This is a genomic window from Streptomyces sp. NPDC097619 (assembly GCF_040302735.1).
Taxonomy (GTDB): Bacteria; Actinomycetota; Actinomycetes; order Streptomycetales; family Streptomycetaceae; genus Streptomyces.
In genome coordinates this window covers 36,179-57,150 of the sequence record NZ_JBEOSD010000039.1, presented here as the reverse complement: position 1 = coordinate 57,150, position 20,972 = coordinate 36,179, and the positions used below count along the sequence as shown (strand labels likewise).

The window sequence follows — 20,972 nt, the reverse complement described above, 5'->3', positions numbered from 1 at the left end:
CGGACAGCCGAACGCCGACGGAGGCAAAATCCAGCCCCGCCGGCGTTTGAGGCGCGGGGGTCCGGGGGCGGAGCCCCCGAAAGCCCCTCAGAACCGGTACCGCACCCCGGTGATCCGCTCGGAGTCGTCCCACAGCCTCCGCCACGCGTCCCGCGACCGCGCCGCCCGCCCCGGCCGCACCACCCCCGGGTACCCCCGGGTCTCGGTGATGCCGAGCGGCCCGTAGTACTGCCCGCCCCGCACCGCGGGATCGGTCGCGGCCCGCAGCCCGGGCAGCATCCCCCGCTCGGCGCTCTGCAGGAACAGCGGCCCGAGCACGGGCGCCAGGGCCCGCACGGCGGCCGGCAGCTCGCGTCCGAGCCCGGTGTCGGCGAGCCCGGGGTGCGCGGCCAGCGACAGGGTGTCGGAGCCGGCTTCGGCGAGGCGCCGCTGGAGCTCCAGGGCGAAGACCAGGTTGGCGAGTTTGGAGCGGTTGTAGGCGGTGTAGCGGTTCTGCCGCCCGGTGGGGTCGGGGGCCCCGAGCCGCCCGAAGCGGTGCAGGTAGCTGCTGAGGGTGACCACGCGCGCTCCGGGGGTCCCTGTCAGCCGGTCGAGGAGCAGCCCGGTGAGGGCGAAGTGTCCGAGGTGGTTGGTGGCGAACTGCCGCTCGAAGCCCTCGGCGCTGCGGGTGGCGGGGGTGTCGGGGGTCCACATGACGCCCGCGTTGTTGACGAGCAGGTCGAGCCGGGGGAAGCGTTCCCGCAGTTCCTTGGCGGCGGCGCGCACGGAGCCGAGGTCGGCGAGGTCCAGGTGTTGGAGGGTGGTCTCGGCGGCCGGGACGGCGGCCCGGATGCGGGCCACGGCCACGGCGGCCTTCGCCTCGTCCCGGACGGCGAGCACGACGTGCGCGCCGCTCCGGGCGAGGGCGAGGGCGAGTTCGAGGCCGAGTCCGGAGCCCGCGCCGGTGACGACGGCGGTCCGGCCGTGCTGGTCGGGCACGTCCCGTGCGGTCCACTTGCTCCGGCCGGCCATGGCTTCCCCTTCGGGTTCGGCCTCCGTCGGGTCAGGCGGAGGTCTGGGCTTCCCGGGTGCGGTCCCGTCCGTAGCCCTCGGTGACGATCCGCTGGGCGGCCCGGTCGTAGTGGCCGGGGTCGGCGGGCAGTTCGGTGGCGAGACCGTTGACGTAGCGGTTGTACATGCAGAACGCGGCCGCGATGAGCACGGTGTCGTGCAGGTCGGTGTCGTCGGCTCCGGCGGCGCGGGCGGCGGCCACAGTCTCCTCGGCGACGGGGCGGGCGGCGGCCTGCACCTCGGCGGCGACCTTGAGCAGGGCGCGCAGCTTCGGGGAGACGGCGGCGGTGTCCGGGTCCTTGAGGACGGCGGCCACGAGTTCGGCGCCGCCGTCGAGCTGGGCGGCGGCGAAGGCGCTGTGCGAGGCGGAGCAGAACTGGGTGGCGTTCAGCTCGGACACGTAGGCGGCGATGAGTTCGCGCTCGCCGGGGGGCAGCGAGGAGGGGGCGCGCAGCAGTGCGTCCGCCAGCAGCCCCAGGGGGCGGGCGGTGTCGGTGCGCTGGGCCAGGAGGCCGCTGATGCCGGGGAGGTCGTTGTCGATCCGGATGTGCGGCATGTGCGGCGTCCTTTCGGCGGCCCCCGGGATCGCGCGGTGCGCGTCCCGGTTGGCATGGTCACGACGGCAGTGACTCTAGCCAGGTCACCGCCGTCAGCGACGGCCTTCCGGCCAACCCGCGAGAAGATCCTGGATCAGGTCGAAGGGGGGCTTCTCCGCGAGGTAGAAGTGGTCGCCCTTCACGGTGTGGCCGCGGTACGGGCCACGGGTCTGGCGGGACCACGCTTCGGTGGCGTGCGGTCCGGCGACCGGGTCGTCGGCGCCCACGAGGGTGGTGACGGGGCAGGCGAGCGGGGGCCCGGGCCGGTAGACGTACCGTCCGGCCATCCGGAAGTCCGCGTTGACGTACGGGAAGACGAGCTTGAGCAGGACCGGTTCGGCGAGGAGTTCCGCCGGGGTCCCGCCGAGTCCGATCAGGGTGGCGGTCAGCTCGTCGTCGTCGAGCGGCACGTCCGGATCGGGGGCGGTGCGGGTCTGGGGGGCCGGGGCGGCGGAGGCGAAGAGGTGGCTGACGGTGATGCCGTCGGCCTCCAGCAGCCGGGCCGTCTCGAAGGCGATCCACGCTCCCATGCTGTGCCCGAAGAGCGCGAGCGGCCGGTCGGCGACGAGGCGCAGGGCCTCGGCGATCTCACGGGCGGTCTCGTGCAGGTCGGTGGCGCAGGGTTCTCCGGTGCGCTCGGCGCGGCCCGGGTACCGCACGGCGTGGATCTCCGTGGCGGGCAGGCCGTCGGCCCAGCGGGAGTAGAACGCGGGCACTCCGCCGGCGTGCGGAAAGCACACCAGACGCTGTGCGGCGTCCGGTCGTGCCGTCGTGCACTGCAGCCAGGGAGTCATGGACGTGGGTCGCCGACGGGTTTTCAGGGCCACTCGATCTCGTTCGTCGTCGCGGGGACCGCGCCGACGGGGGCGGCGGCCACGGCGGCCGGCACGGTGGCGAAGACGGCGACGATCCCGAAGAGACCGGCGACGACGGACATCCGGGCGACGTGCAGGGCGCTTCTCATCGGAACTCCTCGGGGTCTGCCGCGACGCGCGGGCGCGGCTTCGCGGTGCTCTTCCGCCGGTCCCGGTGTGGGCTCCGACGTCCGATGCGAGGACGCTAGCGAAGCCCGACCCCGCTTGGCAAACACTTGCCAGACTTTGGCAACTTGCCTGCATGTCCCGGACAACCCGGCTTTCCCTGCCCCCGCTGAACCCGCAGGCCAGACCGGTCGCACCCCCCGTTCGGCCCCCCTTTGGCAACCCGCCCCCACCCGCCCCGCTTTTGGCAACTCCGCCCCGCGGGCCCCGCCGGACCCGCGAGCGCGGGACAGGGGGCGCGCGATACGACCCGACGGTGCGTTCAGCCTCAGATCATTGCAACGTAACGTCAAGTGACGTTGCGTTAAATTTCGAACCGTTGCAACGAATTGCCAGCCCTGACCTGCTAAAACACTCAACCCAAGCAACAGATTGCTTGTCGAGACCGGGAACGCAACGTAGCGTTCGTGATGTCGGAAACACAGCGACACCACACGAGACACCGAAGCGGCCGGCCGGCCGCACCGATGCCAATGGAGCCCGTCATGCAACAGTTCGCCACCCCCGCCCCGGTCGCCGTCGTCCTGGACGTCCCCGCCGGCCCGGTCCGCCTCATCGCCGCGGACCGCACGGACACCGTGGTCGAGGTCCGCCCGGCGGACCCGTCCCGCAGCCGGGACGTGAAGGCCGCCGAGCAGGTCGAGGTCGCCTTCGACGGCGCGGTCCTGCGGATCGTCGCCCCGCAGCCGGAGAAGCGCTTCCTGGGCGCCTCGGGGGCCGTCGAGGTGACGGTCCAGCTGCCCGCCGGATCGAGCGTGGAGGCCCGTACCGCCGCCGGGGAGCTGCGCGGGGTCGGCCGGCTCGGCGACGTGGTCTTCGAGGGTGCGCACGGCACCGTGAAGCTCGACGAGACCGCGGGGGCCAGGCTGTCCCTGATGGCCGGTGACATCGCGGTCGGCCGGCTGGGCGGCCCGGCGGAGATCGGTACGCAGAAGGGGGACATCACCGTCACCGAGGCCAGCCGCGGCGAGGTGGAACTGCGCACCGAGCACGGCCGGATCTCGATCGGCGCGGCCCGCGGCACCTCCGCCACCCTGGACGCCGGCACCGGCTACGGCCGGATCCACAACGCCCTGCGGAACCAGGGCGAGGCCCCGGAGCTCCGCATCCGCGCCACCACGTCCTACGGCGACATCTCCGCCCGCACCGTCTGAACCGACGGTCCGGTCGCGGCACGCCCACCCCCGCGCACCGCACACCCGCACACCCACACACCCACCACGCCGCGAGGAGCACCGATCCCATGTCCACGTCCGTCACCGACACCCGTCACGACCGTCCCGAACTGCGCCGCGTCATGAGGGGATTCATCGAGGCCGGTGTCACCGGGGTCCAGCTGCGCGTCGACGACCGGCGGGGCGAGTGGACCGGCAGTGCCGGACTCGCCGAGCTGGGTGGCACCGCGGCACCGCCGGTGGACGGCCTGATCCGGATCGGCAGCACGACCAAGACCTTCACCGCGGTCCTCGTGCTCCAACTGGTCGCCGAGGGCCGGATCGGTCTGGACGACCCGGTCGCGGACCACCTGTCCTCGTTCGGGCTGGACCGGCGGATCACGGTCCGGATGCTGCTCGGACACACCAGCGGGATCTTCAACTTCACCGGTGAGTACTACGAGGACGGCACGATCGTGCCGGGCATCGTCTGGCAGGGTCGGGAGTGGGTGGAGGGACGGTTCACCGCCCGACCGCCGGAGGAGCTGGTCCGCCTGGCCCTGTCGAAGGCCCCACGGTTCGAGCCGGGGGCGGACTGGAGCTACTCCAACACCAATTACGTGCTGGCCAGGCTGCTCGTGGAGGAGGTCACCGGCCGCCCTTCCGGCGAGGAGCTGCGGCGCCGGATCGTGGACCCGCTGGGACTGACCGGGACCTTCCAGCCCGGTGACCCCGCCCGGCCCGGCACCCTCTCCGACCTGCCCGGGCCGCACGCCCACGCCTACTACCGGTACGAGGAGGGCGGGGTCACCGAGACGGTGGACGTCACCCGCCAGGACCCGTCCTGGATCTCCGGGGGCGGTGACCTCGTCTCCACCACGAGGGACCTGCACCTGTTCGTCTCCGCGCTGGTGGGCGGCCGGCTGCTGCCCGCCCCGCTGCTCGCCGCGATGTACGAGGCACACCCGAAGGCCGGATACGGGTTGGGGATCATGGTGCAGCGCACCGAGGACGGGGCCACCGTCCTCACGCACAACGGAGGCGCGGCCGGGCACGCGGCGCTGATGTACTCCACGCCCGACGGCGCCACCACGCTGACGGCGGGTCTGAACTACGTGGACGACGCCGGACTGTCCCTGGCCGGCCCGTTCGCCAGGGCCGCGCGGGAACTCCTGGAGACGGTGTTCGGGAACGCGGGCGGCACCGGCCCGGCCGCCGGATGAGGGGCGCGCACGAAGGACCCGGGGCGGACCGAACCGCCCCGGGCGGACACGCGGGAACCGCGGGACCGGTGACCCGGCCCGCGGAGAACTGCGGGAAACGGCGGAAGAGGACGGCGGACGACGGCGGAGGACCGCGGCGGGCTCAGGCCGCCGAGCGGCCCGGAATCGTGAGGGTCAGCCGCGGGGCGGCCGTCAGGTGGCTGCTGACGAGCAGGGCCTGACCGCTGAGGGTGGGCGCGGCCAGCATGTCGTGGACCGCCACGGAGACCCCGTACTCCCGGCCCACCCGGCGGACCAGCCGGGTCATCAGGAGGGAGTCCCCGCCGAGGGCGAAGAAGTCCGAGCGCTCGGCGAGTTCGGTGCCCTCACAGCCGAGCAGGCGGGCCCACTCCCCCGCGAGGAAGGCCCGTACGTCCCGCACGCCGGCCCCGGCCCGGGACCGCATGCCCTCCACGAGGAGGACCTGGTCGCCGAGGTTGCGGCAGGACATGTCGTGGAGCTGCACCGCGACGCCGAACTCCCGGCCGATCCGCCGGACCAGCCGGGTCAGCAGCAGGGAGTCCCCGCCGCGGGCGAAGAAGTCGGAGTGCTCGGTGAGGCTGTCGCAGCCGAGGAGCTCGCCCCAGGCCCGGAACATGAACGCCCGCACCTCGCCGGTCTCGTCGACCGCCTCGGCGGCCGTGCTCCCGGTCGGGGGGGCCGTCGCGGCCGACGCGCCGTTCACGGCGATGACGGCAGAGCGGTCACGGGTCATCTTCGCCACTCCCATGGGCATCGTCCGGGCTCGTCCGGGCACGTCGAGGATCGGGCTCGTCCGGGACTCGCCCGGGCGTCGTCATGCGGATGCCGCGACCTTCGGGGCCCCTCGGGAGCCCCGCCGCCCGGCGTTGCCAAGAAGCGTACGACAATCGGGCCACTTTTGGCAACGACTTGCCAACCTTGGCGGCAGTACGCCAGAGTCTGCCTTGCCTGAAATGCCCCTCCCCATGGTCCACAAGCGCGGGCCCCGGCCACCACTTCCTTGCTAACCTGCACTGTTCACGGATACGCTCTGGCACAAGAGAAGCGCATCATGTGACACGGCAGCGGCAAGACGGTGCCCGGAGCCTTCGCAGTCCTTCACACCGTTGGGGCATACACGTGCTGGAGCAGCCATCCTTCGGTCGTCGGCTGAAGCAGCTGAGGACCGAGCGGGGCCTTTCGCAGGCCGCCCTCGCCGGCGACGGAATGTCGACCGGCTATCTGTCACGCCTGGAGTCGGGCGCGCGCCAGCCGACCGAACGCGCCGTCACCCACCTCGCCGGGCAGCTGGGCATCAGTCCCGCCGACTTCGAGGAGTCCCGGGCCGCCTCGCTCGCCCAGAGCCTCTCCCTGGCCACCTCCCTGGACTCCGACGAGAACAGCCAACTCCTCGCGGAGGCCCTGGAGTCCTCGCACGGCCAGGACCCGATGCTGCGCTGGCAGGCCCTGTGGCTGCTGGCCCAGTGGAAGCGCCGGCACGGCGAACGGGCCGCCGAACACGCCTACCTCAAGGAACTCGTCGAGGTCAGCGAGGAGATCGGGCTGCCCGAGCTGCGCTCGCGGGCCCTCACCCAGTACGCGCGCTCGCTCCGCGTCTCCGGTGAGATCCTGCCCGCCGTCGACGCCGCCTCCACCGCCTTCCGACTGGCCCGGGACCACAGCCCGGCCACCCAGGACATCGCCGGCGCCCTGCTCGTACTGGTCTCCGTCGAGGCCGAGGCGGGCCGGATGCCCGACGCCCGCAAGCACGCGGACGAGCTGACCGAGCTGGTCGAGGGCCGCAGCGACGCCATGTGGGCCGAGGCCATCTGGACGGCCGCGGCCCTGCGGATCAGGCAGGGCGAGGCCGCCGCCGCGGAAGCCCTCCTGGAACAGGCCCTGGAGCGGTTCGACAGCCGGGAGAACCTCTCGCTCTGGCTCCGGCTGCGGGTGGCCATGGCCGAGCTCCAGCTCCAGAAGTTCCCCCCGGACGCCGACGCCGCCCAGCGCTGCATCGAGGCCGCCGAGGCCGGGCTGCCCTTCGCCGGCACGCCGCCGCTGGAGCAGGCGCTGACCGCGCTCCGCGCCCGGCTCGCCTTCCACGAGGGCCGGCACCCCGACGCCCGCGCCCTGCTGGACCGGCTCAGCCGGTCCGAGCTGCGGCTGCCGTACCAGACCCAGATCCGCCTGGAAGTCCTGGAGAACCAGCTCAAGATCCTGAGCGGCGACGAGGACGAGGGCCTGGCCGGGCTCCAGCGCCTCGCCGTCAAAGCACAGGAGAACTCCGCCATCGATCTGGCGGCGGAGATCTGGCGGTTGGCCGCGGAATGCCTGATGCAGGCCCGCGCCCGGGCCCAGGGCGACCCCGCGGCCACGGCCGCCGGCACCCCCGCGCCCCCCGGCGCCGCGGGCGACCTCCCGGCCTGACCCCGGCGGCCGGGCCCGGCCGCCGGACCCGCTCGCCCGTTCGGACGAGCAGTCGCCGCCGTACCTGCCGTACCCGCCGCCACCTGCGGGTACGGGCCGCCGGCAGGCCGCGCCCGACAGGTGCCGTCCCACCGCCGCCGCGCCCCGATGTCACGCACCCCGGCCCCACGAGGCCGCGCGCCGGCATGCCCGCGGACGCCCGGCCACCGCCCGCTCCCCCTCAGCCCTTTCCCGGCCCTTCCCAGGCCCTTCACGCACCCGCACGCATTGCCACATCCGCGCGACTATGGCAACATGTTGCCTAGAATTGGCAACTCCGCGCATCCAAGTCAGCGAGACGACTCCGCTCAGGGGGTGGATGAGCATGGCAGGTACGGACGTGAACAGGGAATTTGAGGTTGGCAACCATTGGCCACGGTTTGTTGCCAACGGAGCTTATACCACCGGTTCCCCGACCGCCACGGCCCCCACAGCCACCTCACAGCGCGCCCTGCTCGAAGCGGCGGCCGAGGGGCTGCGCAAGATCGCCACGGACGTTCGCTGCCGGGCCGCCTTCGCCGCGCCCGGCTCCGCCCTCCAGGAACTGCTGGCCCCCGCCGCCCGCCGGTACGTCCTCGCCCCCGACCGCGCCGGGTTCCTCGGCGGGATCGGCGCCCTGCGCGCCAAGGGGTACCGGGTCACGGCCGAGTTCACCGCCTCCGACCAGGACGGGGACGACCCGGACCGGGTCGAGCACACCGTCACGGAGTACCTGGCCCTGCTCGCCCACGGCTCCGCCCCCGACCGGCTCGGCTTCGACCTGGGACAGGTCGGCCTCTCCGTCTCCCGGGGCCTGGCCCTCGCGAACACCGGCCGGATCGCCGCGGCGGCCGCCCTCCGCGGGGCCGAGGTCGTCCTCGGCATGGACCGCTCCCCCGGCGTGGACACCGTCCTGTCCGTCCACGAAGAACTCTCCCGCCGCCACCCCAACCTGGGCGTCACCCTCCAGGCCCAACTGCACCGCACCGAGGACGACGTGGTCGCCGTGGCCCGGCCCGGCCGGCGCGTCCGCCTGGTCAAGGGCGCCCACCCCGAGGCCCGACACATCGCCCTCGGCCGCGGCCCCGCCCTCGACGACCGCTTCCTGCACCTGGCCCGCATGCTCGTGGACCGAGGCGTCCGCGTCAGCCTCGCCACCCAGGACCCGGCCGTCCTCGCCACCGCCGAGGAGACCGGCCTGCTGGCCCGGGTCAGCGAGATCGAGATGCTGTACGGGGTCCAGCCCGAACTCCTCCGCCACCACCGCGACACCGGCCGCCCCTGCCGCATCTACGCCACCTACGGCACCAACTGGTGGCTCCACCTCCTCCAGCGCCTGACGGAACACCCCCCGATGGTCCTCAACGCCCTGGCCGACATAGCCCAGGGCACCCCCCCGTCCCCGACGACGGCCTACTGACCGGGCCCACCCGGACGGACGGCCGCATCAGCCCCCGCGCTTGGCGTCGGCCAGACCTGCCGGATCGATCCCGAAGGGGAACGGCCTCGGGATCCGGGTCGTGGTCCCGGGGAGGGCGGTGGTCCTCTCGACGTACCGGCCGTCGACCAGCTCGCACACGATGAGACGCGGGGCGGGGTCGAACTCGAGCCGCCAGTAGTGCTCGATCCCCGCCTCGGCGTACAGCATGGGCTTGAACTTGCGGTCCATCGTCTTGTTGCCGGGTGACACCAGCTCGATGATCAGCTGGACCGCTTCGGCATCGATGCTGACGGCGTCCTCCTCGGTCGCGCCGGCATCGGCGACGACGATGTCCGGGACGACCAGCCCGGAGGGAAGGATCACGTTGATCGCCTCCAGCACCTCGACGGCGGCGCCGGCCGCCTGAGCGGCCGCGTCCAGTGCGACGTGGAGACGGAAACTGGCCCGCTGATGACGCAGACCGGGAGCGGGGGACATCACGAGCGACTCACCAACGAGTTCGTAGCGGTGCGAACGGTCTTCACCCAGGGCCAGGACCGCTTCCACGGTCCAGGGCCCGTGATGCTCGGCAAAACTGGCAATGCTCACGTCCCCTTCACCTCTCTCATCGCCTGCCCCCAGTGTGGCCCAGGGAGCGGGCCGGCGTCCCCACGCACCGAGGCGGTCGGGGAGGTCTGCGCCCGATATCGGGGCCGGTACCGTTCTGGTGTCGAGTCAGAACGGAGCTCAGGATGCACGCTCTTCCTCACGACCACACCGGCGCACGCATCAAGCGACTGCGTCTCGAACGTCATCTCACCCAGCAGGCCCTGTCCGACCTGTCTCAGGTGCCGTACAGCACCCTGACCAAGACGGAGCAGGGCGTCATCGCCGCCAGCCCCCACGTCATCGCCGCCGTGGCCAGGGCCCTGCGGGTGGAAGTCGCGACCGTCACCGGCCAGCCGTACGTGAGCGAACTGCGCGCCGACCAGCTCGACGTACTCATCCGGCCGATCCGCGAAGCCCTCGACGTGTACGACCTCGGAGTCGATCCGGACATAACTCCCAGGGACCGGCGCCTGCTCGCCGACGAGGCCGAGGGACTGCTCGTCGCCGTGCGCGCGGGGGAGATCAAGCGGGCGGCCGGTGAGGTGGCCGGGCTGATCCAGGAAGTGACGACTGCGGCCCACTCGGAGCGGTCCCGCGAGTCCTGGCAGCTGCTGGCCAGCACCTACCGCACCGCGTACGACGTGGCCAGCAAGCTCGGGTACTACGATCTCGCGGCCATCGCGCTCGCCCGGATGGACTGGGCGGCAGAGCGGGCCTCGGACGCCGTCGTGGGCGGCATGTACCGATACATGCGGGCCTTGACCTACCTCAGAGAGGGTGAGTACCGCATCGGGGAACGGCTGGTGGCGCTCGGGCTGCACACTCTGGAACAGGCCGACGCGGGCCGGCAGCGGGAAGCGGTGACCGGGCAGCTCCACCTCGGCGCGGCCGTGATGGCAGGACGTTCCAAGGACGCCTCGCAGGCCGAAGGGCATCTCCGGGAAGCCGAGCGGATCGCCACGGGCACCGGCGAGGCCGTGGACGTGCACTGGCTGGCCTTCGGCCCGACCAACGTGGCCGTGCACCGGGTCTCCGTACTCGCAGAACTCGATGAGTACGGGCAGGCAGCGGAGGAGGGCGGCCGCATCCGCATCCCTGGCTCCTGGCCCGCCTCGCGCCGCTCGCACCACCACGCCGAGTTGGCCCGCGCGCAGATGTGGTCGGGCGACCTCGACGGTTCCTTCCGCAACCTCCAGGCCGCACGGAAGGCCGCACCCCAGCAGGCCCGCTACCACCAGACGGTCCGGGAGACGTACGCCGGACTGGAAGCGGCACGCCGCAGGCTCCCCGAATCCTTCCTCTCCTACGGCTCCTGGCTCAGCGCCTGACGCTGCGTCATTCCAGGGCCCCGGCTATCACCAGGACGTGACAGTCGGGGCCTTGCCGCTCCCCCACCCTTGGCTCGTCACACCATCGACGGCAGGGAGCGCCGCCATGTACGACCAGTCCTCCGCAGGGTCCTTTCAGGAGTCGGCGGTCGCCGCCGCGGCGGTCGGGGGGTTGATCGGGCGGGTGCTCGTGGCGTACGCGGACGTGCCGGAGGACCGGGAGTTGGCGCGGCTCGTGGACGGGTTGCTGACGCACGGGGCGGAGCTGCTGCCCGCCGCGCGGCGGCTCGCCGAGGGGGACGACCGGCGGGTGGCCGGCGCCCTGCGGGACTGGCGGCGGCTCACGACGGACGGGCCCGGGGACGGCCCGTTGGCGAACTGGGGGTATGCCCGGGCCCTGGCCCGCGCCGTCCGGACGCTGCGCCGGGGCCTCGGGCTGCCCGTGCCCGAGACCCCGTCCGAGCGCCGCTGGATCGAGGGCCACGAGCTCGGGTCCTGGACGGCCCGCCCGTGAGGGAGTGGCAACGCCAGGCCCTGTACGTCCTGAGCGTCATGAGCCTGCTCGTCGCCCTCGGGTGCGGGCTCGCCCGGGACGGCGGCTGACCGTTCAGGCCGCCCGGCGGGGGGTCCGGAGGGCCAGTGCGGCGGCGTAGGCGGGGGTCACGGCCAGGTCGGAGACCGTCCAGTCGGGCGGGCTGACGGGTCGGCCGGCGCTGGTCCCGAGGTAGTCCAGGGCCGGGTTGCGGGCCAGCCCGGTGCCCAGCCCCTTGAGGTACGCCTCCTTGCGGACCCAGGCGCGGGCGAAGGCGGCCGGCCGGGCCCGTGGGGGCGCCACCGTCAGCTCGGCCTCCTCGCGGGGGTGCAGGACCCCGCGGACCTCGTCGGCGTCCTCCACCGAGCCGAGGGTCTGCACGTCCACGCCGACGGGCGCCGTCGCGAAGGCGATCAGGGTGAGGTCCCCGCTGTGGGAGAGCGAGAAGTGCACGGGCAGCGCCGGGTCCGCCGGGGCCGGCCGGCCGTGCGGCTCCCCGCAGACCGGGCAGGGTTCGCGGCGGAAGCGGACCCGCTCGGGCGTGGTCCCGGTGTAGGCGCCGAGGAGCACCCGCAGGGCCACGTGCGCGGTCAGGTAGCAGCGCCGGTCCGAGGCGCGGCGCAGCAGGCGGGCGCGGGCCCGTTCCGGTTCGTCGAGGACGCGGCGGGCCAGTTCCTCGACGGCGCCCGCCTCGCGCGTGGCGTCCGCCAGCCAGACCTGCGCCCCGGTGTCGGCGAGCCGCTGCGGGCCGGGCGGGAAGTCCAGGGAGAGGGGCCGCGGTACCCGGGGCAGGCCGGGGGCGGACGGCGCGGGCGGCGCGAGGTCAATGCGCGGCATGGTCGGCGGGCCCCGGGTCCGCGGGCCCGCTGCCGGGCCCGGTGTCCGGCCCTTCGGGGGCCTCGGCGGTCGCCGTGATGAAGCCGTAGGTCTCGCGGGCCGCCTCGTAGCCGGCGAGGTAGTCCTCGCCGTCGGGGGCGACGGCCATCTCCTCCAGGACGGTGACGAGGTCGGCGAGCAGCGCGGCGAAGCGGCCGCCGTTCTCCTGGATGAGGGTCATGGCGCCCTCCCACAGGGCGGCGCGGACCTGCTGCACGGTGGGCAGGCCGCCACCGGCGGCGGCCATGGAGAGCAGTTCGGCGATGCGCCGCTCCAGCGGGGTCGCGGTCCAGGTGCCGCGCCGCGCGTCGCCCGCGAGCGCCTTCAGCGCGGTGTCCAGGCACACCACCCCGGGGGGCTGGACGCGGGGCTGCCGCGCGGGGCTGTTGGGCACGGTGGGCATGGTGACTCCTCACGCAGCGGTCCGGGTGGAGTCGCCGGACACGAGCAGTCCGGCGCACCCGAGGGTGACGAGGGCGGCGGCGAGCGCCACCCAGAGCGCGGGGACGTACGTCAGCCGGTCCCCTTCGGCGGCCGGGTACAGGAAGACCCCTCCGGCGGCGACCCCGGCGGCCGCGCCGAGTTGCTGGGCCGCGGTGAACACCCCGGCGCCGGCACCGGCGTCGGCGGCCGGTACGCGTTCCAGGACGATGCCCGCGACGAGCGGCACGCTGGTGCCGTTGCCGAAGCCGAAGAGGGCCAGGCAGAGCAGGAGCGCGGTCAGCTCCGCCGGTCCGTGGGGGCCGTGGCCGGAGGCGGCGACGGCGGCGAGGACCCCGGCCAGGCCCGCCACCGTGCACAGTCCGGCCGCCACCAGGGTGCCGGGGCCGAAGCGGGCCCGCAGCACGAGCCCGAGCCGGGCCCCGGCGGCGATGCCGACGGCCACGGGGGTGAAGGCCAGTCCGGCCGCGGCGGGGCCGAGGCCGGCCTCCTCCTGGAGGTAGAGGCCGAGCAGCACGAAGAAGGGCACGGTGGCCACGTACAGGGTGAAGTTGAGGAGCACCCCGAGGCGGAAGGGCCGGACCCGGAAGAGGCGTACGGGCAGCAGCGCGGTCCGCGCGGAGCGGTCCCGGCGCACCTGTTGGGCCACGAAGCCGAGCGTGACGAGCGTCCCGGCGGCGAAGAGGGCGGCCCCGGCGGGCCCGGGGAGGTCCCGTACGGCGGCCAGGGGCAGGAGCAGCAGGGTGAAGCCGAGCGCGCTGAGGGCCACGCCGGTGCCGTCGAGCCCGCGGGAGGGGTCGCGGGGGCCGTCGGCGGGCAGGGCGCGGCCGGTGAGGACGGCGGCGAGCAGGCAGAGCGGGACCACGAGCAGGAACACCGGGCGCCAGCCGAGCCCGTACGGGTCCCAGGCGGGGACGGCCCCGCCGAGGAGCTGTCCGCCGACCATGCCGAGGCTCATCGCGAGTCCGTACAGGGCGAGGGCCTTGGGGCGGGCGGGGCCCGGGAAGCGGACCCGGATGAGGGCGAGGACCTGCGGGAGCATCACGGCGCCGGCCGCGCCCTGGGCGAGGCGGGCGACGATCAGGGCGGTCGGGGACCAGGCGAGGCCGCAGGCGAGGGAGGTGAGGCCGAAGAGGAGCAGGCCGGTCCGGTAGGTGCGGCGGAGTCCGTGGAGGTCGCCGAGGCGGCCGCCGGTGATCAGGCCGAGGCCGTAGACCAGTCCGTAGCCGCCCGCGACGGCCTGGAACTCGAAGGCGCTGAGGCCGAGGTCGCGGTCGATGGAGGCGGCGGCGAGGTTCACGCAGAAGGCGTCGAAGAGGGAGAGGAACGGGCCGAGGAGCAGCAGCCACAGTCCGCGGAAGGGGCTCGGGCCGGCGGGCGCGGCGGCGGCGGGCGCGTCCTGCCCGGCGGGTGCGCGCCGCGCGACCGGTGCGTCCTGCCCGGCGGGTGCGGTGGCGGTGATGGGTGCGGTGGCGGTGATGGGTGCGGGTGCGGTGGTGGGGCGGACAGCGGCCGGGGCGGCGGGACGGTGGGCCGGTGCGGGCACCCGCGGGGAGGCGGTCGGCGCACGGGGCACCGTCCTCCCGTCCCTGTCGTCGACGAGCTCCCCGGCCATGTCCGGCGAATCCTCTCGGAGTTCGGATTTCCCGGATCCATCCAAAGGAGAAACGGCCGCGACCGGCAGCCTGACTTGGCCAAGTGTCCGGCGGCGCCGCCCGTCCGGGCGTACTCAGGCAGATCCGGCTCGCCCGCCGGGCGGGGATCTGCGCACGTGAGGAGACGCGCTGTCGGTGCCGGGCTCGGATGATGACATTTCCGGGTGGACCCGGACGCTCCGCGGAGCGTACGCGCCTCGTGCAAGGACCGGCGGGGGCCTCGGGCCCCGGATCCGGGCCGGCCGGTACGTCCGCCGGGAGCCGCGGTACGAGCAGGGAGTGGGACGTTGTCAGTGTTCGAGACCGGGGTCGCCTGCGTCGTCGTGGACGGGGAGAACCTGACCCTGGAGGCCGTACGGGCCGTCGCCGAGGAAGGTGCGCCGGTCAGCCTCACCGACGCCGTGGTGACGCGGGCCCACAAGAGCCGCCGGATCCTGCGGGGGCTGGCCGGGGAGGCCGGGCCGGAGGAGTCCGTACGACAGGCGAACCTGGTGCGCAGTCACAGCACGGGCGTGGGACCGCTGTTCGGGGAGGACGAGGCGCGGGCGGTGCTGCTGGCCCGGCTGAACTCCCTGGCGAAGGGCTACTCGGGGGTGCGGCCGGAGGTGCTGGCCCGGCTGGCCCGCTACCTGAACCACGGGATCACCCCGGCGGTGCCGGAGATCGGCTCGCTGGGCGCGGGCGGGGACGCGGTGCCGTTGGCGCACCTGGCGGCCACGCTGATCGGCGAGGGACAGGTGTTGCGGGACGGCAAGCGGGTGGACACCGCACGGGTGTTGGGCGAGCTGGGTCTGGCGCCGCTGACGCTGGGCACCGGGGAGGGCCGGGCGCTGATCGGCGGGGGTGCCGGGGCCACGGGCCTGGGCGCGCTGGTGGTGGTGCGGGCCCTGGACCAGGTGCGGCAGGCGGAGATCGCGGCGGCGCTGGCCACGGAGGCCATGGGCGGTACGGCGGGCCCCTTCCTGCCCGCGGGTCACGACCTGGCCCGTCCGCACCTCGGGCAGATCGACACGGCGGCCAACCTGCGGGCGTTGCTGCGCGGCGGGGCCGCGGACGCGGTGGGCCCGGCGGGGGCCGGTACGGGCCGGGGGGCGGCGGATCCGGGTCCGGCGGCCCAGCGGGCGTACGCGCTGCGGGCGGTGCCGCAGGTGCTGGGAGCGGTCCGGCACACCCTGTACCAGGCGGTGGGGACGCTGGAGACGGAGCTGAACTCCGCCGGTGAGGACCCGTTGTACTTCGAGGAGCGGATGGTCTTCCACGGGGCGAACGGGCAGGGCCAGGCGGTGGCGTTCGCCCTGGACTTCGTGACGATCTCACTGGTGCAGCTGGGGGTGCTGGCCGAGCGGCAGGTGCACCGGCTGCTCGACCCGGACCGGCCGGGCGGGCTGCCGCCGTTCCTGGTGGCGGGTGACCCGGCGCTGCACCACGGGTTCGCGGGGGTGCGGTTCCCGGTGGCGGCGCTGGTCGCGGAGAACCGCACCATCGGCCCGGCGAGCGTGCAGAGCGTCCCGGCGGCCGGGGACCCGGAGGACGTGGCCGGCCTGGGGCTGCTGGCCGTACGGGGTGCCCGGCGGGTCCTGGAGAACAACAACCGGATCCTCGCGGTGGAGTTCCTGGCGGCGGCTCAGGCCGTGGACCTGGGGCGGCGGTTCGACGCGCTGGGTCCGGCGGCGCAGGCCGCGTACGACGCGGTGCGCTCGCTGGTGCCCGCGCTGGGCGTGGACCGGGTGATGTCGGAGGACATCGAGCTGATCACCACGGCGCTGTCCCGGGGCGAACTGCTCCGGGCGGTGGGCCGGTACGGGGGAGCCGCCCTGCGCTGACCGACCGCCGGGCGGGTGGGCCCGGCCGCCGCCGCCCGCGCCGCCCGCCCGCGCCGACCCCGGGCGGCTGACCACGCGTCCTGCCGTCGCGCTACCGCCGCACTGCCGGGGGCCCGTAAGCCCGTACGTCCGGGTGCCGCCGGAGAACGGGCCCGCACCACGGCACCACCGCACCACCCGTCGGGACTTCACGACCGCACCACGGCACGACCGCACGACCGCACCACGGCACGACCGCACGTCCTCACGACCGCACGTCCACAAGGAGCACCAGGGAGCACGTCCAGGGACACAGGAGGCACAGCATGAGCGAGATCCGACCGGCGGCCCCGGGGGCCGCGTTGGAAGGGGCCGTGACCGCACCGGATCCGGCGGGGGACGGCCCGCCCCCGGAGGGACCCGCCTCGGCGGTGCTCTCCGCGGCCGCGACGGCCGTCCCCGCCTACACCGCCTCCGCCGCGCAGAACGCCGCGACGGCCCTGATCCGGATGTTCGTGGAGCAGGGCGTCTTCGGCCCGTTCCCGACGGCGCCGGAGGACGGGCCGGAGCCCGAGCCCCTCGCCCCGCCGGCGCCGGACGCCCCGCGGGCCACCGACTGGGAGCGGGCCCGTTCCGCCGTGGACCGGGCCGAGGCCCGACGCGGTGCGGTGGCCGGGCCCGTGGCGGACGGCCCGGAGCTGCCCGTGGTGCCCAGCCTGCGCCTGGTCGGCGAGATCGTGCGCCGCGCCTCCCGGAACCCGGACCCGGTCCTGGAGGACGCCGGCTGACCACCGCTCGCCCGCGCCCTCCCCCCGCACGGCCCGCCCTCCGGCCGGCCGGCCGTTAACGGCGTTAACGGCGTTAACGGCGTTAACGGCGTTAACACTGCCGTTCATCACACGATCCGAATTTCCGACCCGTCCGACCGCTCCGATGGAGGTACGTGACATGAGGCCCGTCGTCCGCGCCGTGCTGCGCGGCTCGCTCCGGCAGATCCACCACGTGCGGGCCACCGATCCGGGCCGCGCCCGGGGCCTGGTGGCCGAGGTGTACGAGCAGGCCCAGCGGGACTTCGGGGTGCTGGCCCCGCCGCTGGCCCTGCACTCCCCCGCCCCGCCGGTGCTCGCGGCGGGCTGGCTGATGCTGCGGGAGACCCTGCTCGTCGAGGGGACGGTGGGCCGGACCGCCAAGGAGGTGGTGGCCACCGAGGTGTCCCGGGCGAACTCCTGCCCGTACTGCGTCTCCGTCCACCAGGCCACCCTGGACTCGTTGTCGGCGCAGCCGGGGGCGCCCGGCGGGGCCCTCGCCGTGTGGGCGGCCTCGACGGGCCGCAAGCCGGGCCGGGGGGCGCCGACGGAGCCGCCGTTCCCGGCCGCCCAGGCCCCCGAACTGGCCGGTACCGCCGTGACCTTCCACTACATCAACCGGATGGTGGGGCTGTACCTCGACGAGTCCCCGGTGCCCGGCCAGGCCCCCGGATTCGTCCGCGGCCCGATCATGCGGACGGTGGCCCGGTCCATGCGACCGGTGTCGGGCCGGCCCCTGGAACCGGGGACCGCGCTGGAGCTGCTGCCGGCGGCCCCGCTGCCGGCCGCCCTGTCCTGGGCCCGCCCCAACCCGGTGGTGGCCGAGGCCATGGGCCGCGCGGTGGCCGCCATGGAGGGCGCCGCGCACTGGGTGCCCACGGCGGTCCGGGACCGGCTGGCGGAGCGGCTGGAGGAGTGGGACGGCGGCCCGGTCGGCCCGAGCCGGGCCTGGCTGACGGAGGCCCTGACCGGCCTGCCGCACGAGGACCGGCCCGCGGCCCGGCTGGCGCTGCTCACGGCCTTCGCCCCGTACCAGGCGGTGGACGAGGACTTCGCGGCCTTCCGGACCCGCTTCCCCGAGGACCGCGCCCTCATCGAACTGACCGCCTGGGCCGCCCTGTCCGCCGCCCTGTGCGTCGGCTCCCGCCTCGCCGTCACCCCGGTGACGCGCTGACCCACCGACCAGTTGACCGCTGACCCTCTGCCCCTCTGACCCGCTGACGGCAGCGGGGGTGCGCGGGAACGCGCGGAGCGCCGGGGGCGGTGGCGGACGATGAACCCGTCCGCCACCGGCCCCGGCGCTCCGTGCCGTCGACCGCCCTTCCCTACCCGCTCCGCCCGAGGAGCGCGGGCCCCCGGGCCGCGACCGCGGTGGCCGGGCACGTTCCGGGCCGGGCCCGACGACCGGAGCCCGCCCGGGCCGGCGCCCGACCGCCGCCCCGGCCGGTCCCGCGCCCGCCCGCCCCGCGACCGCCCGCCCGGGCCACCGCGTGGGCGGCGACGGAGCCGGCGGGCGGGGCCGCCCCGGGCCGGGCGGCCGTGGGCGCCGGGGACGCGGCACCGGTTCGGGCGGCGACCGGGGACCCGACCCCGGTCGCACTCCCGGCGGACATCCCTGCCGCCGTACCCGTCACCGCACCCGCGTCCACCCGCTCGCCCACGGGCCCGCCCGCTCCCGGGACCGCACCCGCCGCACCGGCCTCCGTACCGGGGGCCGCCGGACCGGGGGCCGCACCCGCCGCGCTCCCCTCCCCTCCGGCCGCCCCGACCCCGGCGGTCACGGTGGTCGTGGCGGCGGAACCGGCGGACACCCCTGTCGCCGGACCCGCCACCGCCACCGCCGCCACCACCGCATCCGCACCGGACCCGACACCCGAAGCCGAGCCCGAACCCGAACCCGCGCCCACGCCCTCGACCGCTCCCGAACCCGCGACCGCCCCCGCCGCGACCAGGGCCGTCCGCCCCTCGTTGCCCCGGCCCAGCAGGTCCGCCACCCTCAGGTCGGCCGTCGCCGCCGCGCCCTCCGTGCCGCGTTCCCGCAGGGCACGGGCGGTCAGGGCCAGTTCGGCGGCGATCCGCTCGACCTCGTCGGCGACGGCGGTCGCGTTCTGGCCGAGGATGTCGCCCCACATCCGGGGGTCGCTGCCCGCGATCCGGGTGGTGTCCCGCACCCCGGTGCCCGCCAGCGCCAGCACCTCCCGCTCCAGCCCGGCCAGTTGCGCGGCCAGGGCCGAGGAGACGAGCTGCGGGGCGTGGGAGAGGGCGGCCACCGCCCGGTCGTGCTCGGCGGGGCCCATGTCCCGCCGGACTCCCCCGCAGAGGGCGACCAGCGCGGCCACCGCCTCCAGGGCGCGGGGCTCCACCGTGGGGTACGGGCACAGGATCCAGGGCCGGCCCTCGAAGAGGTCCGCCTGGGCGGCGGCCGGGCCGGACAGCTCGCGGCCCGCCATCGGGTGCCCGGGGACGTAGCCGAGCAGGTCCGCTCCCCGCAGTTCGGCCTCCGTCCAGATGTGCTCCTTCGCGCTGGCCACGTCCGTGTAGGCGTGGCCGAGACCGCGCGCCTGGGCCTCGTACAGGGTGTCCACCGTCACCGAGGGCGGGGTGGCGACCACCACGAGGTCCGCGGGCGGCATGTCCTCCGTCAGTTCCCAGCCGGCGCCCATCCGCAGCGCCGTCTCCAGGGCCTCCCGGGAGCGGTCCTCCAGGGTGACCGTGACTCCCGCGCCGGTGAGGGCGAGGGCGATCGAGGTGCCGATCAGTCCGCAGCCGATGACGGTGACGTGGGTCAGGCCGCCGGTGGCGCCGATCAGGGCGTCGAACGCGTCTCGGGGGTCGGTGCTGCTGGTCACTGCGGCTCCTTGGTGGGCTTCGGGCTCGGGTCCGGCGGCTGGGGGCGGGGCGCGGGCGGGCGGACCGGCGGGGTGTCCCGCCGGTGCCGCCGCCGCGGTGCGTGGTGCGGGCGGCTCGGGCGGTGTTCACCACTGGGTGTCCTCGAACTGGCCGGGCCGGCGGCCCTCACCGGCGGGACCGCGGTACGCCTGGGCGATGTCCAGCCACTGGTCGGCCTGCTCGCCGGTGGCGCTCAGGCCCAGGTCGGCCCGGTGGCGGCGGCGGGTGACCAGCAGGCAGAAGTCGTGGGCGGGGCCGGTGATGATCTGGGTGGCGTCCTCGGCACCGATGTTCCAGCGCTCCCCGTTGGGGCCGGTCAGCTCGAAGCGGAGGTTCTCGGACGGGGCCGGCAGGCCGTGGGACTCGTAGCCGAAGGACTGGGTCAGGAAGGCGAAGTTGACCAGGTGGATCAGGCGGTCGGTGGGACGGCGGCGCACCTTGAGGGCGTCGGCGATGTCCTGCCCGTGGCCGAAGAGCTCCATGATCCCGGCGCAGGCGAGGACGACCGGGGGCAGTGGATTGACCAGCCACGGCACGACCGAGCCCTCCGGCACCGCGGCCAGCGCCTCGACGGAGGCCTCGCCCTCGGCCCGGAAGCGGGCCAGGAGCTCCTTCGGCGGGAAGCCGTTGAACTGCTTGAGGGCGGCGTGGACGGCGCCGTCGAAGTCGTCGGCGGCGGAGGCGGTGATGGCCTTGAACTGCTCGGGGGCGGCGGCCGCGGTCTTGGCCAGGGTGAAGATGAAGGTGAGGTGGGCGATCTGGTCGGCGATGTTCCATCCGGTGGCCGGGGTCTCGGTGTACCAGGCGTCGTCGTCGAGGTCGGCGACCAGGTCGGCGACGGCGTCGATGTCGGCGGACAGGGCCTTGAGGACGTCGTTGAGGCTCATGGGGTGTCTCCTTCGGTGGTTCCCGGTTCGGGCCGGGGGCGGGTTGTTTGATGAAACTCACTGGCCGTACGGAGCGGGCGGTACGGGTCCTGCGGGTGCTGCCGTGTTCCGGGTGGACGGGGCGGGGCGGGCGCCCCCGTCGGTGGTGCTCGATCGGGCGGTACGGGTGGTGCGGAGCGTGCGTCGTGCGAGGTCCGTGGTGTGGGGTGCGGGGGTCCG

At 74.9% G+C, this 20,972-nt stretch carries 20 protein-coding genes; 9 read left to right on the top strand and 11 right to left on the bottom strand.

All coding sequences use genetic code 11. The features are described 5' to 3' along the window. Window positions 1-87: 87 nt before the first annotated feature. From ABTZ17_RS13900 to ABTZ17_RS13885, 4 genes are all read right to left on the bottom strand, one after another. The gene (locus tag ABTZ17_RS13900; protein WP_352195803.1) at window positions 88-1,011 is read right to left on the bottom strand and encodes an oxidoreductase; all 924 of its coding nucleotides are present in this window, start codon (window positions 1,009-1,011) and stop codon (window positions 88-90) included. A 31-nt stretch (window positions 1,012-1,042) separates the two neighbouring features. Further along, a complete protein-coding gene (locus tag ABTZ17_RS13895; protein WP_352195802.1) occupies window positions 1,043-1,606 on the bottom strand; it encodes a carboxymuconolactone decarboxylase family protein in 564 nt (187 codons plus the stop codon). Window positions 1,607-1,699: 93 nt separating this feature from the next. Further along, window positions 1,700-2,440, bottom strand: a complete 741-nt coding sequence (locus ABTZ17_RS13890; RefSeq protein WP_352195801.1) for a thioesterase II family protein — start codon at window positions 2,438-2,440, stop codon at window positions 1,700-1,702. 23 nt (window positions 2,441-2,463) lie between these two features. Further along, complete coding sequence (locus ABTZ17_RS13885) at window positions 2,464-2,610, bottom strand: hypothetical protein (protein ID WP_352195800.1); 147 nt, start codon at window positions 2,608-2,610, stop codon at window positions 2,464-2,466. Between the two features lie 561 nt (window positions 2,611-3,171). Here ABTZ17_RS13885 and ABTZ17_RS13880 point away from each other — a divergent pair. Together ABTZ17_RS13880 and ABTZ17_RS13875 are read left to right on the top strand one after the other, a co-directional pair. Beyond that, a complete protein-coding gene (locus tag ABTZ17_RS13880) occupies window positions 3,172-3,840 on the top strand; it encodes a DUF4097 family beta strand repeat-containing protein (RefSeq protein WP_352195799.1) in 669 nt (222 codons plus the stop codon). 89 nt (window positions 3,841-3,929) lie between these two features. Further along, a complete protein-coding gene (locus ABTZ17_RS13875) occupies window positions 3,930-5,063 on the top strand; it encodes a serine hydrolase domain-containing protein (RefSeq protein WP_352195798.1) in 1,134 nt (377 codons plus the stop codon). 142 nt (window positions 5,064-5,205) lie between these two features. Here ABTZ17_RS13875 and ABTZ17_RS13870 read toward each other — a convergent pair whose 3' ends face one another. Then, window positions 5,206-5,817: an acyl carrier protein gene (locus ABTZ17_RS13870; protein WP_352195797.1), complete on the bottom strand. Its 612-nt coding sequence runs from the start codon at window positions 5,815-5,817 to the stop codon at window positions 5,206-5,208. Window positions 5,818-6,203: 386 nt separating this feature from the next. Between ABTZ17_RS13870 and ABTZ17_RS13865 the strand changes: the two genes are divergently transcribed. Then, a complete protein-coding gene (locus ABTZ17_RS13865; protein WP_352195796.1) occupies window positions 6,204-7,490 on the top strand; it encodes a helix-turn-helix domain-containing protein in 1,287 nt (428 codons plus the stop codon). 379 nt (window positions 7,491-7,869) lie between these two features. Then, complete coding sequence (locus ABTZ17_RS13860) at window positions 7,870-8,928, top strand: proline dehydrogenase family protein (RefSeq protein ID WP_352195795.1); 1,059 nt, start codon at window positions 7,870-7,872, stop codon at window positions 8,926-8,928. A gap of 27 nt (window positions 8,929-8,955) precedes the next feature. Here ABTZ17_RS13860 and ABTZ17_RS13855 read toward each other — a convergent pair whose 3' ends face one another. After that, a complete protein-coding gene (locus ABTZ17_RS13855) occupies window positions 8,956-9,537 on the bottom strand; it encodes a Uma2 family endonuclease (RefSeq protein WP_352195794.1) in 582 nt (193 codons plus the stop codon). A 143-nt stretch (window positions 9,538-9,680) separates the two neighbouring features. Between ABTZ17_RS13855 and ABTZ17_RS13850 the strand changes: the two genes are divergently transcribed. Continuing rightward, a complete protein-coding gene (locus ABTZ17_RS13850) occupies window positions 9,681-10,865 on the top strand; it encodes a helix-turn-helix domain-containing protein (protein WP_352195793.1) in 1,185 nt (394 codons plus the stop codon). Between the two features lie 106 nt (window positions 10,866-10,971). Continuing rightward, window positions 10,972-11,379 (top strand): DUF6415 family natural product biosynthesis protein, encoded by a 408-nt coding sequence (locus tag ABTZ17_RS13845; protein ID WP_352195792.1) that lies wholly within the window; start codon window positions 10,972-10,974, stop codon window positions 11,377-11,379. Window positions 11,380-11,472: 93 nt separating this feature from the next. Here ABTZ17_RS13845 and ABTZ17_RS13840 read toward each other — a convergent pair whose 3' ends face one another. Genes ABTZ17_RS13840 through ABTZ17_RS13830 form a run of 3 tightly spaced genes read right to left on the bottom strand, consistent with a single transcriptional unit; the run spans window position 11,473 to window position 14,329 of the window. After that, the gene (locus ABTZ17_RS13840; protein ID WP_352195791.1) at window positions 11,473-12,234 is read right to left on the bottom strand and encodes a 4'-phosphopantetheinyl transferase family protein; all 762 of its coding nucleotides are present in this window, start codon (window positions 12,232-12,234) and stop codon (window positions 11,473-11,475) included. Then, on the bottom strand, window positions 12,221-12,676 hold the full coding sequence (locus ABTZ17_RS13835; protein ID WP_352195790.1) for a hypothetical protein: 456 nt from the start codon (window positions 12,674-12,676) through the stop codon (window positions 12,221-12,223). Before ABTZ17_RS13835 ends, ABTZ17_RS13840 begins: the two co-directional genes overlap by 14 nt. A 9-nt stretch (window positions 12,677-12,685) precedes the next feature. Further along, the gene (locus tag ABTZ17_RS13830; RefSeq protein ID WP_352195789.1) at window positions 12,686-14,329 is read right to left on the bottom strand and encodes an MFS transporter; all 1,644 of its coding nucleotides are present in this window, start codon (window positions 14,327-14,329) and stop codon (window positions 12,686-12,688) included. Window positions 14,330-14,656: 327 nt separating this feature from the next. On the opposite strand from ABTZ17_RS13830, the gene cmdF reads away from it, so the two are divergent. The 3 genes from cmdF (at window position 14,657) to ABTZ17_RS13815 (ending at window position 18,151) form a co-directional block, all read left to right on the top strand. Continuing rightward, on the top strand, window positions 14,657-16,192 hold the full coding sequence (gene cmdF / locus ABTZ17_RS13825; RefSeq protein ID WP_352195788.1) for a tyrosine 2,3-aminomutase: 1,536 nt from the start codon (window positions 14,657-14,659) through the stop codon (window positions 16,190-16,192). Window positions 16,193-16,497: 305 nt separating this feature from the next. Continuing rightward, complete coding sequence (locus tag ABTZ17_RS13820) at window positions 16,498-16,959, top strand: hypothetical protein (protein ID WP_352195787.1); 462 nt, start codon at window positions 16,498-16,500, stop codon at window positions 16,957-16,959. A 160-nt stretch (window positions 16,960-17,119) separates the two neighbouring features. Then, on the top strand, window positions 17,120-18,151 hold the full coding sequence (locus ABTZ17_RS13815) for a carboxymuconolactone decarboxylase family protein (RefSeq protein WP_352195786.1): 1,032 nt from the start codon (window positions 17,120-17,122) through the stop codon (window positions 18,149-18,151). A 151-nt stretch (window positions 18,152-18,302) separates the two neighbouring features. Here ABTZ17_RS13815 and ABTZ17_RS13810 read toward each other — a convergent pair whose 3' ends face one another. Both ABTZ17_RS13810 and ABTZ17_RS13805 read right to left on the bottom strand, forming a co-directional pair. After that, a complete protein-coding gene (locus tag ABTZ17_RS13810) occupies window positions 18,303-19,826 on the bottom strand; it encodes a prephenate dehydrogenase (protein ID WP_352195785.1) in 1,524 nt (507 codons plus the stop codon). A 126-nt stretch (window positions 19,827-19,952) separates the two neighbouring features. Then, entirely contained in the window at window positions 19,953-20,753 is an 801-nt protein-coding gene (locus ABTZ17_RS13805) for a TIGR03084 family metal-binding protein (RefSeq protein ID WP_352195784.1), read from the bottom strand. Window positions 20,754-20,972 lie beyond the last annotated feature (219 nt).

What these genes read in the sequence shown, in the direction of transcription:
- ABTZ17_RS13900 (WP_352195803.1), bottom strand. Translation starts at nt 1,011, where the DNA reads ATGGCCGGCCGGAGCAAGTGGACCGCACGGGACGTGCCCGACCAGCAC.
- ABTZ17_RS13895 (WP_352195802.1), bottom strand. Translation starts at nt 1,606, where the DNA reads ATGCCGCACATCCGGATCGACAACGACCTCCCCGGCATCAGCGGCCTC.
- ABTZ17_RS13890 (WP_352195801.1), bottom strand. Translation starts at nt 2,440, where the DNA reads ATGACTCCCTGGCTGCAGTGCACGACGGCACGACCGGACGCCGCACAG.
- ABTZ17_RS13885 (WP_352195800.1), bottom strand. Translation starts at nt 2,610, where the DNA reads ATGAGAAGCGCCCTGCACGTCGCCCGGATGTCCGTCGTCGCCGGTCTC.
- ABTZ17_RS13880 (WP_352195799.1), top strand. Translation starts at nt 3,172, where the DNA reads ATGCAACAGTTCGCCACCCCCGCCCCGGTCGCCGTCGTCCTGGACGTC.
- ABTZ17_RS13875 (WP_352195798.1), top strand. Translation starts at nt 3,930, where the DNA reads ATGTCCACGTCCGTCACCGACACCCGTCACGACCGTCCCGAACTGCGC.
- ABTZ17_RS13870 (WP_352195797.1), bottom strand. Translation starts at nt 5,817, where the DNA reads ATGACCCGTGACCGCTCTGCCGTCATCGCCGTGAACGGCGCGTCGGCC.
- ABTZ17_RS13850 (WP_352195793.1), top strand. Translation starts at nt 9,681, where the DNA reads ATGCACGCTCTTCCTCACGACCACACCGGCGCACGCATCAAGCGACTG.
- ABTZ17_RS13845 (WP_352195792.1), top strand. Translation starts at nt 10,972, where the DNA reads ATGTACGACCAGTCCTCCGCAGGGTCCTTTCAGGAGTCGGCGGTCGCC.
- ABTZ17_RS13840 (WP_352195791.1), bottom strand. Translation starts at nt 12,234, where the DNA reads ATGCCGCGCATTGACCTCGCGCCGCCCGCGCCGTCCGCCCCCGGCCTG.
- ABTZ17_RS13835 (WP_352195790.1), bottom strand. Translation starts at nt 12,676, where the DNA reads ATGCCCACCGTGCCCAACAGCCCCGCGCGGCAGCCCCGCGTCCAGCCC.
- ABTZ17_RS13830 (WP_352195789.1), bottom strand. Translation starts at nt 14,329, where the DNA reads ATGGCCGGGGAGCTCGTCGACGACAGGGACGGGAGGACGGTGCCCCGT.
- ABTZ17_RS13820 (WP_352195787.1), top strand. Translation starts at nt 16,498, where the DNA reads ATGAGCGAGATCCGACCGGCGGCCCCGGGGGCCGCGTTGGAAGGGGCC.
- ABTZ17_RS13815 (WP_352195786.1), top strand. Translation starts at nt 17,120, where the DNA reads ATGAGGCCCGTCGTCCGCGCCGTGCTGCGCGGCTCGCTCCGGCAGATC.
- ABTZ17_RS13805 (WP_352195784.1), bottom strand. Translation starts at nt 20,753, where the DNA reads ATGAGCCTCAACGACGTCCTCAAGGCCCTGTCCGCCGACATCGACGCC.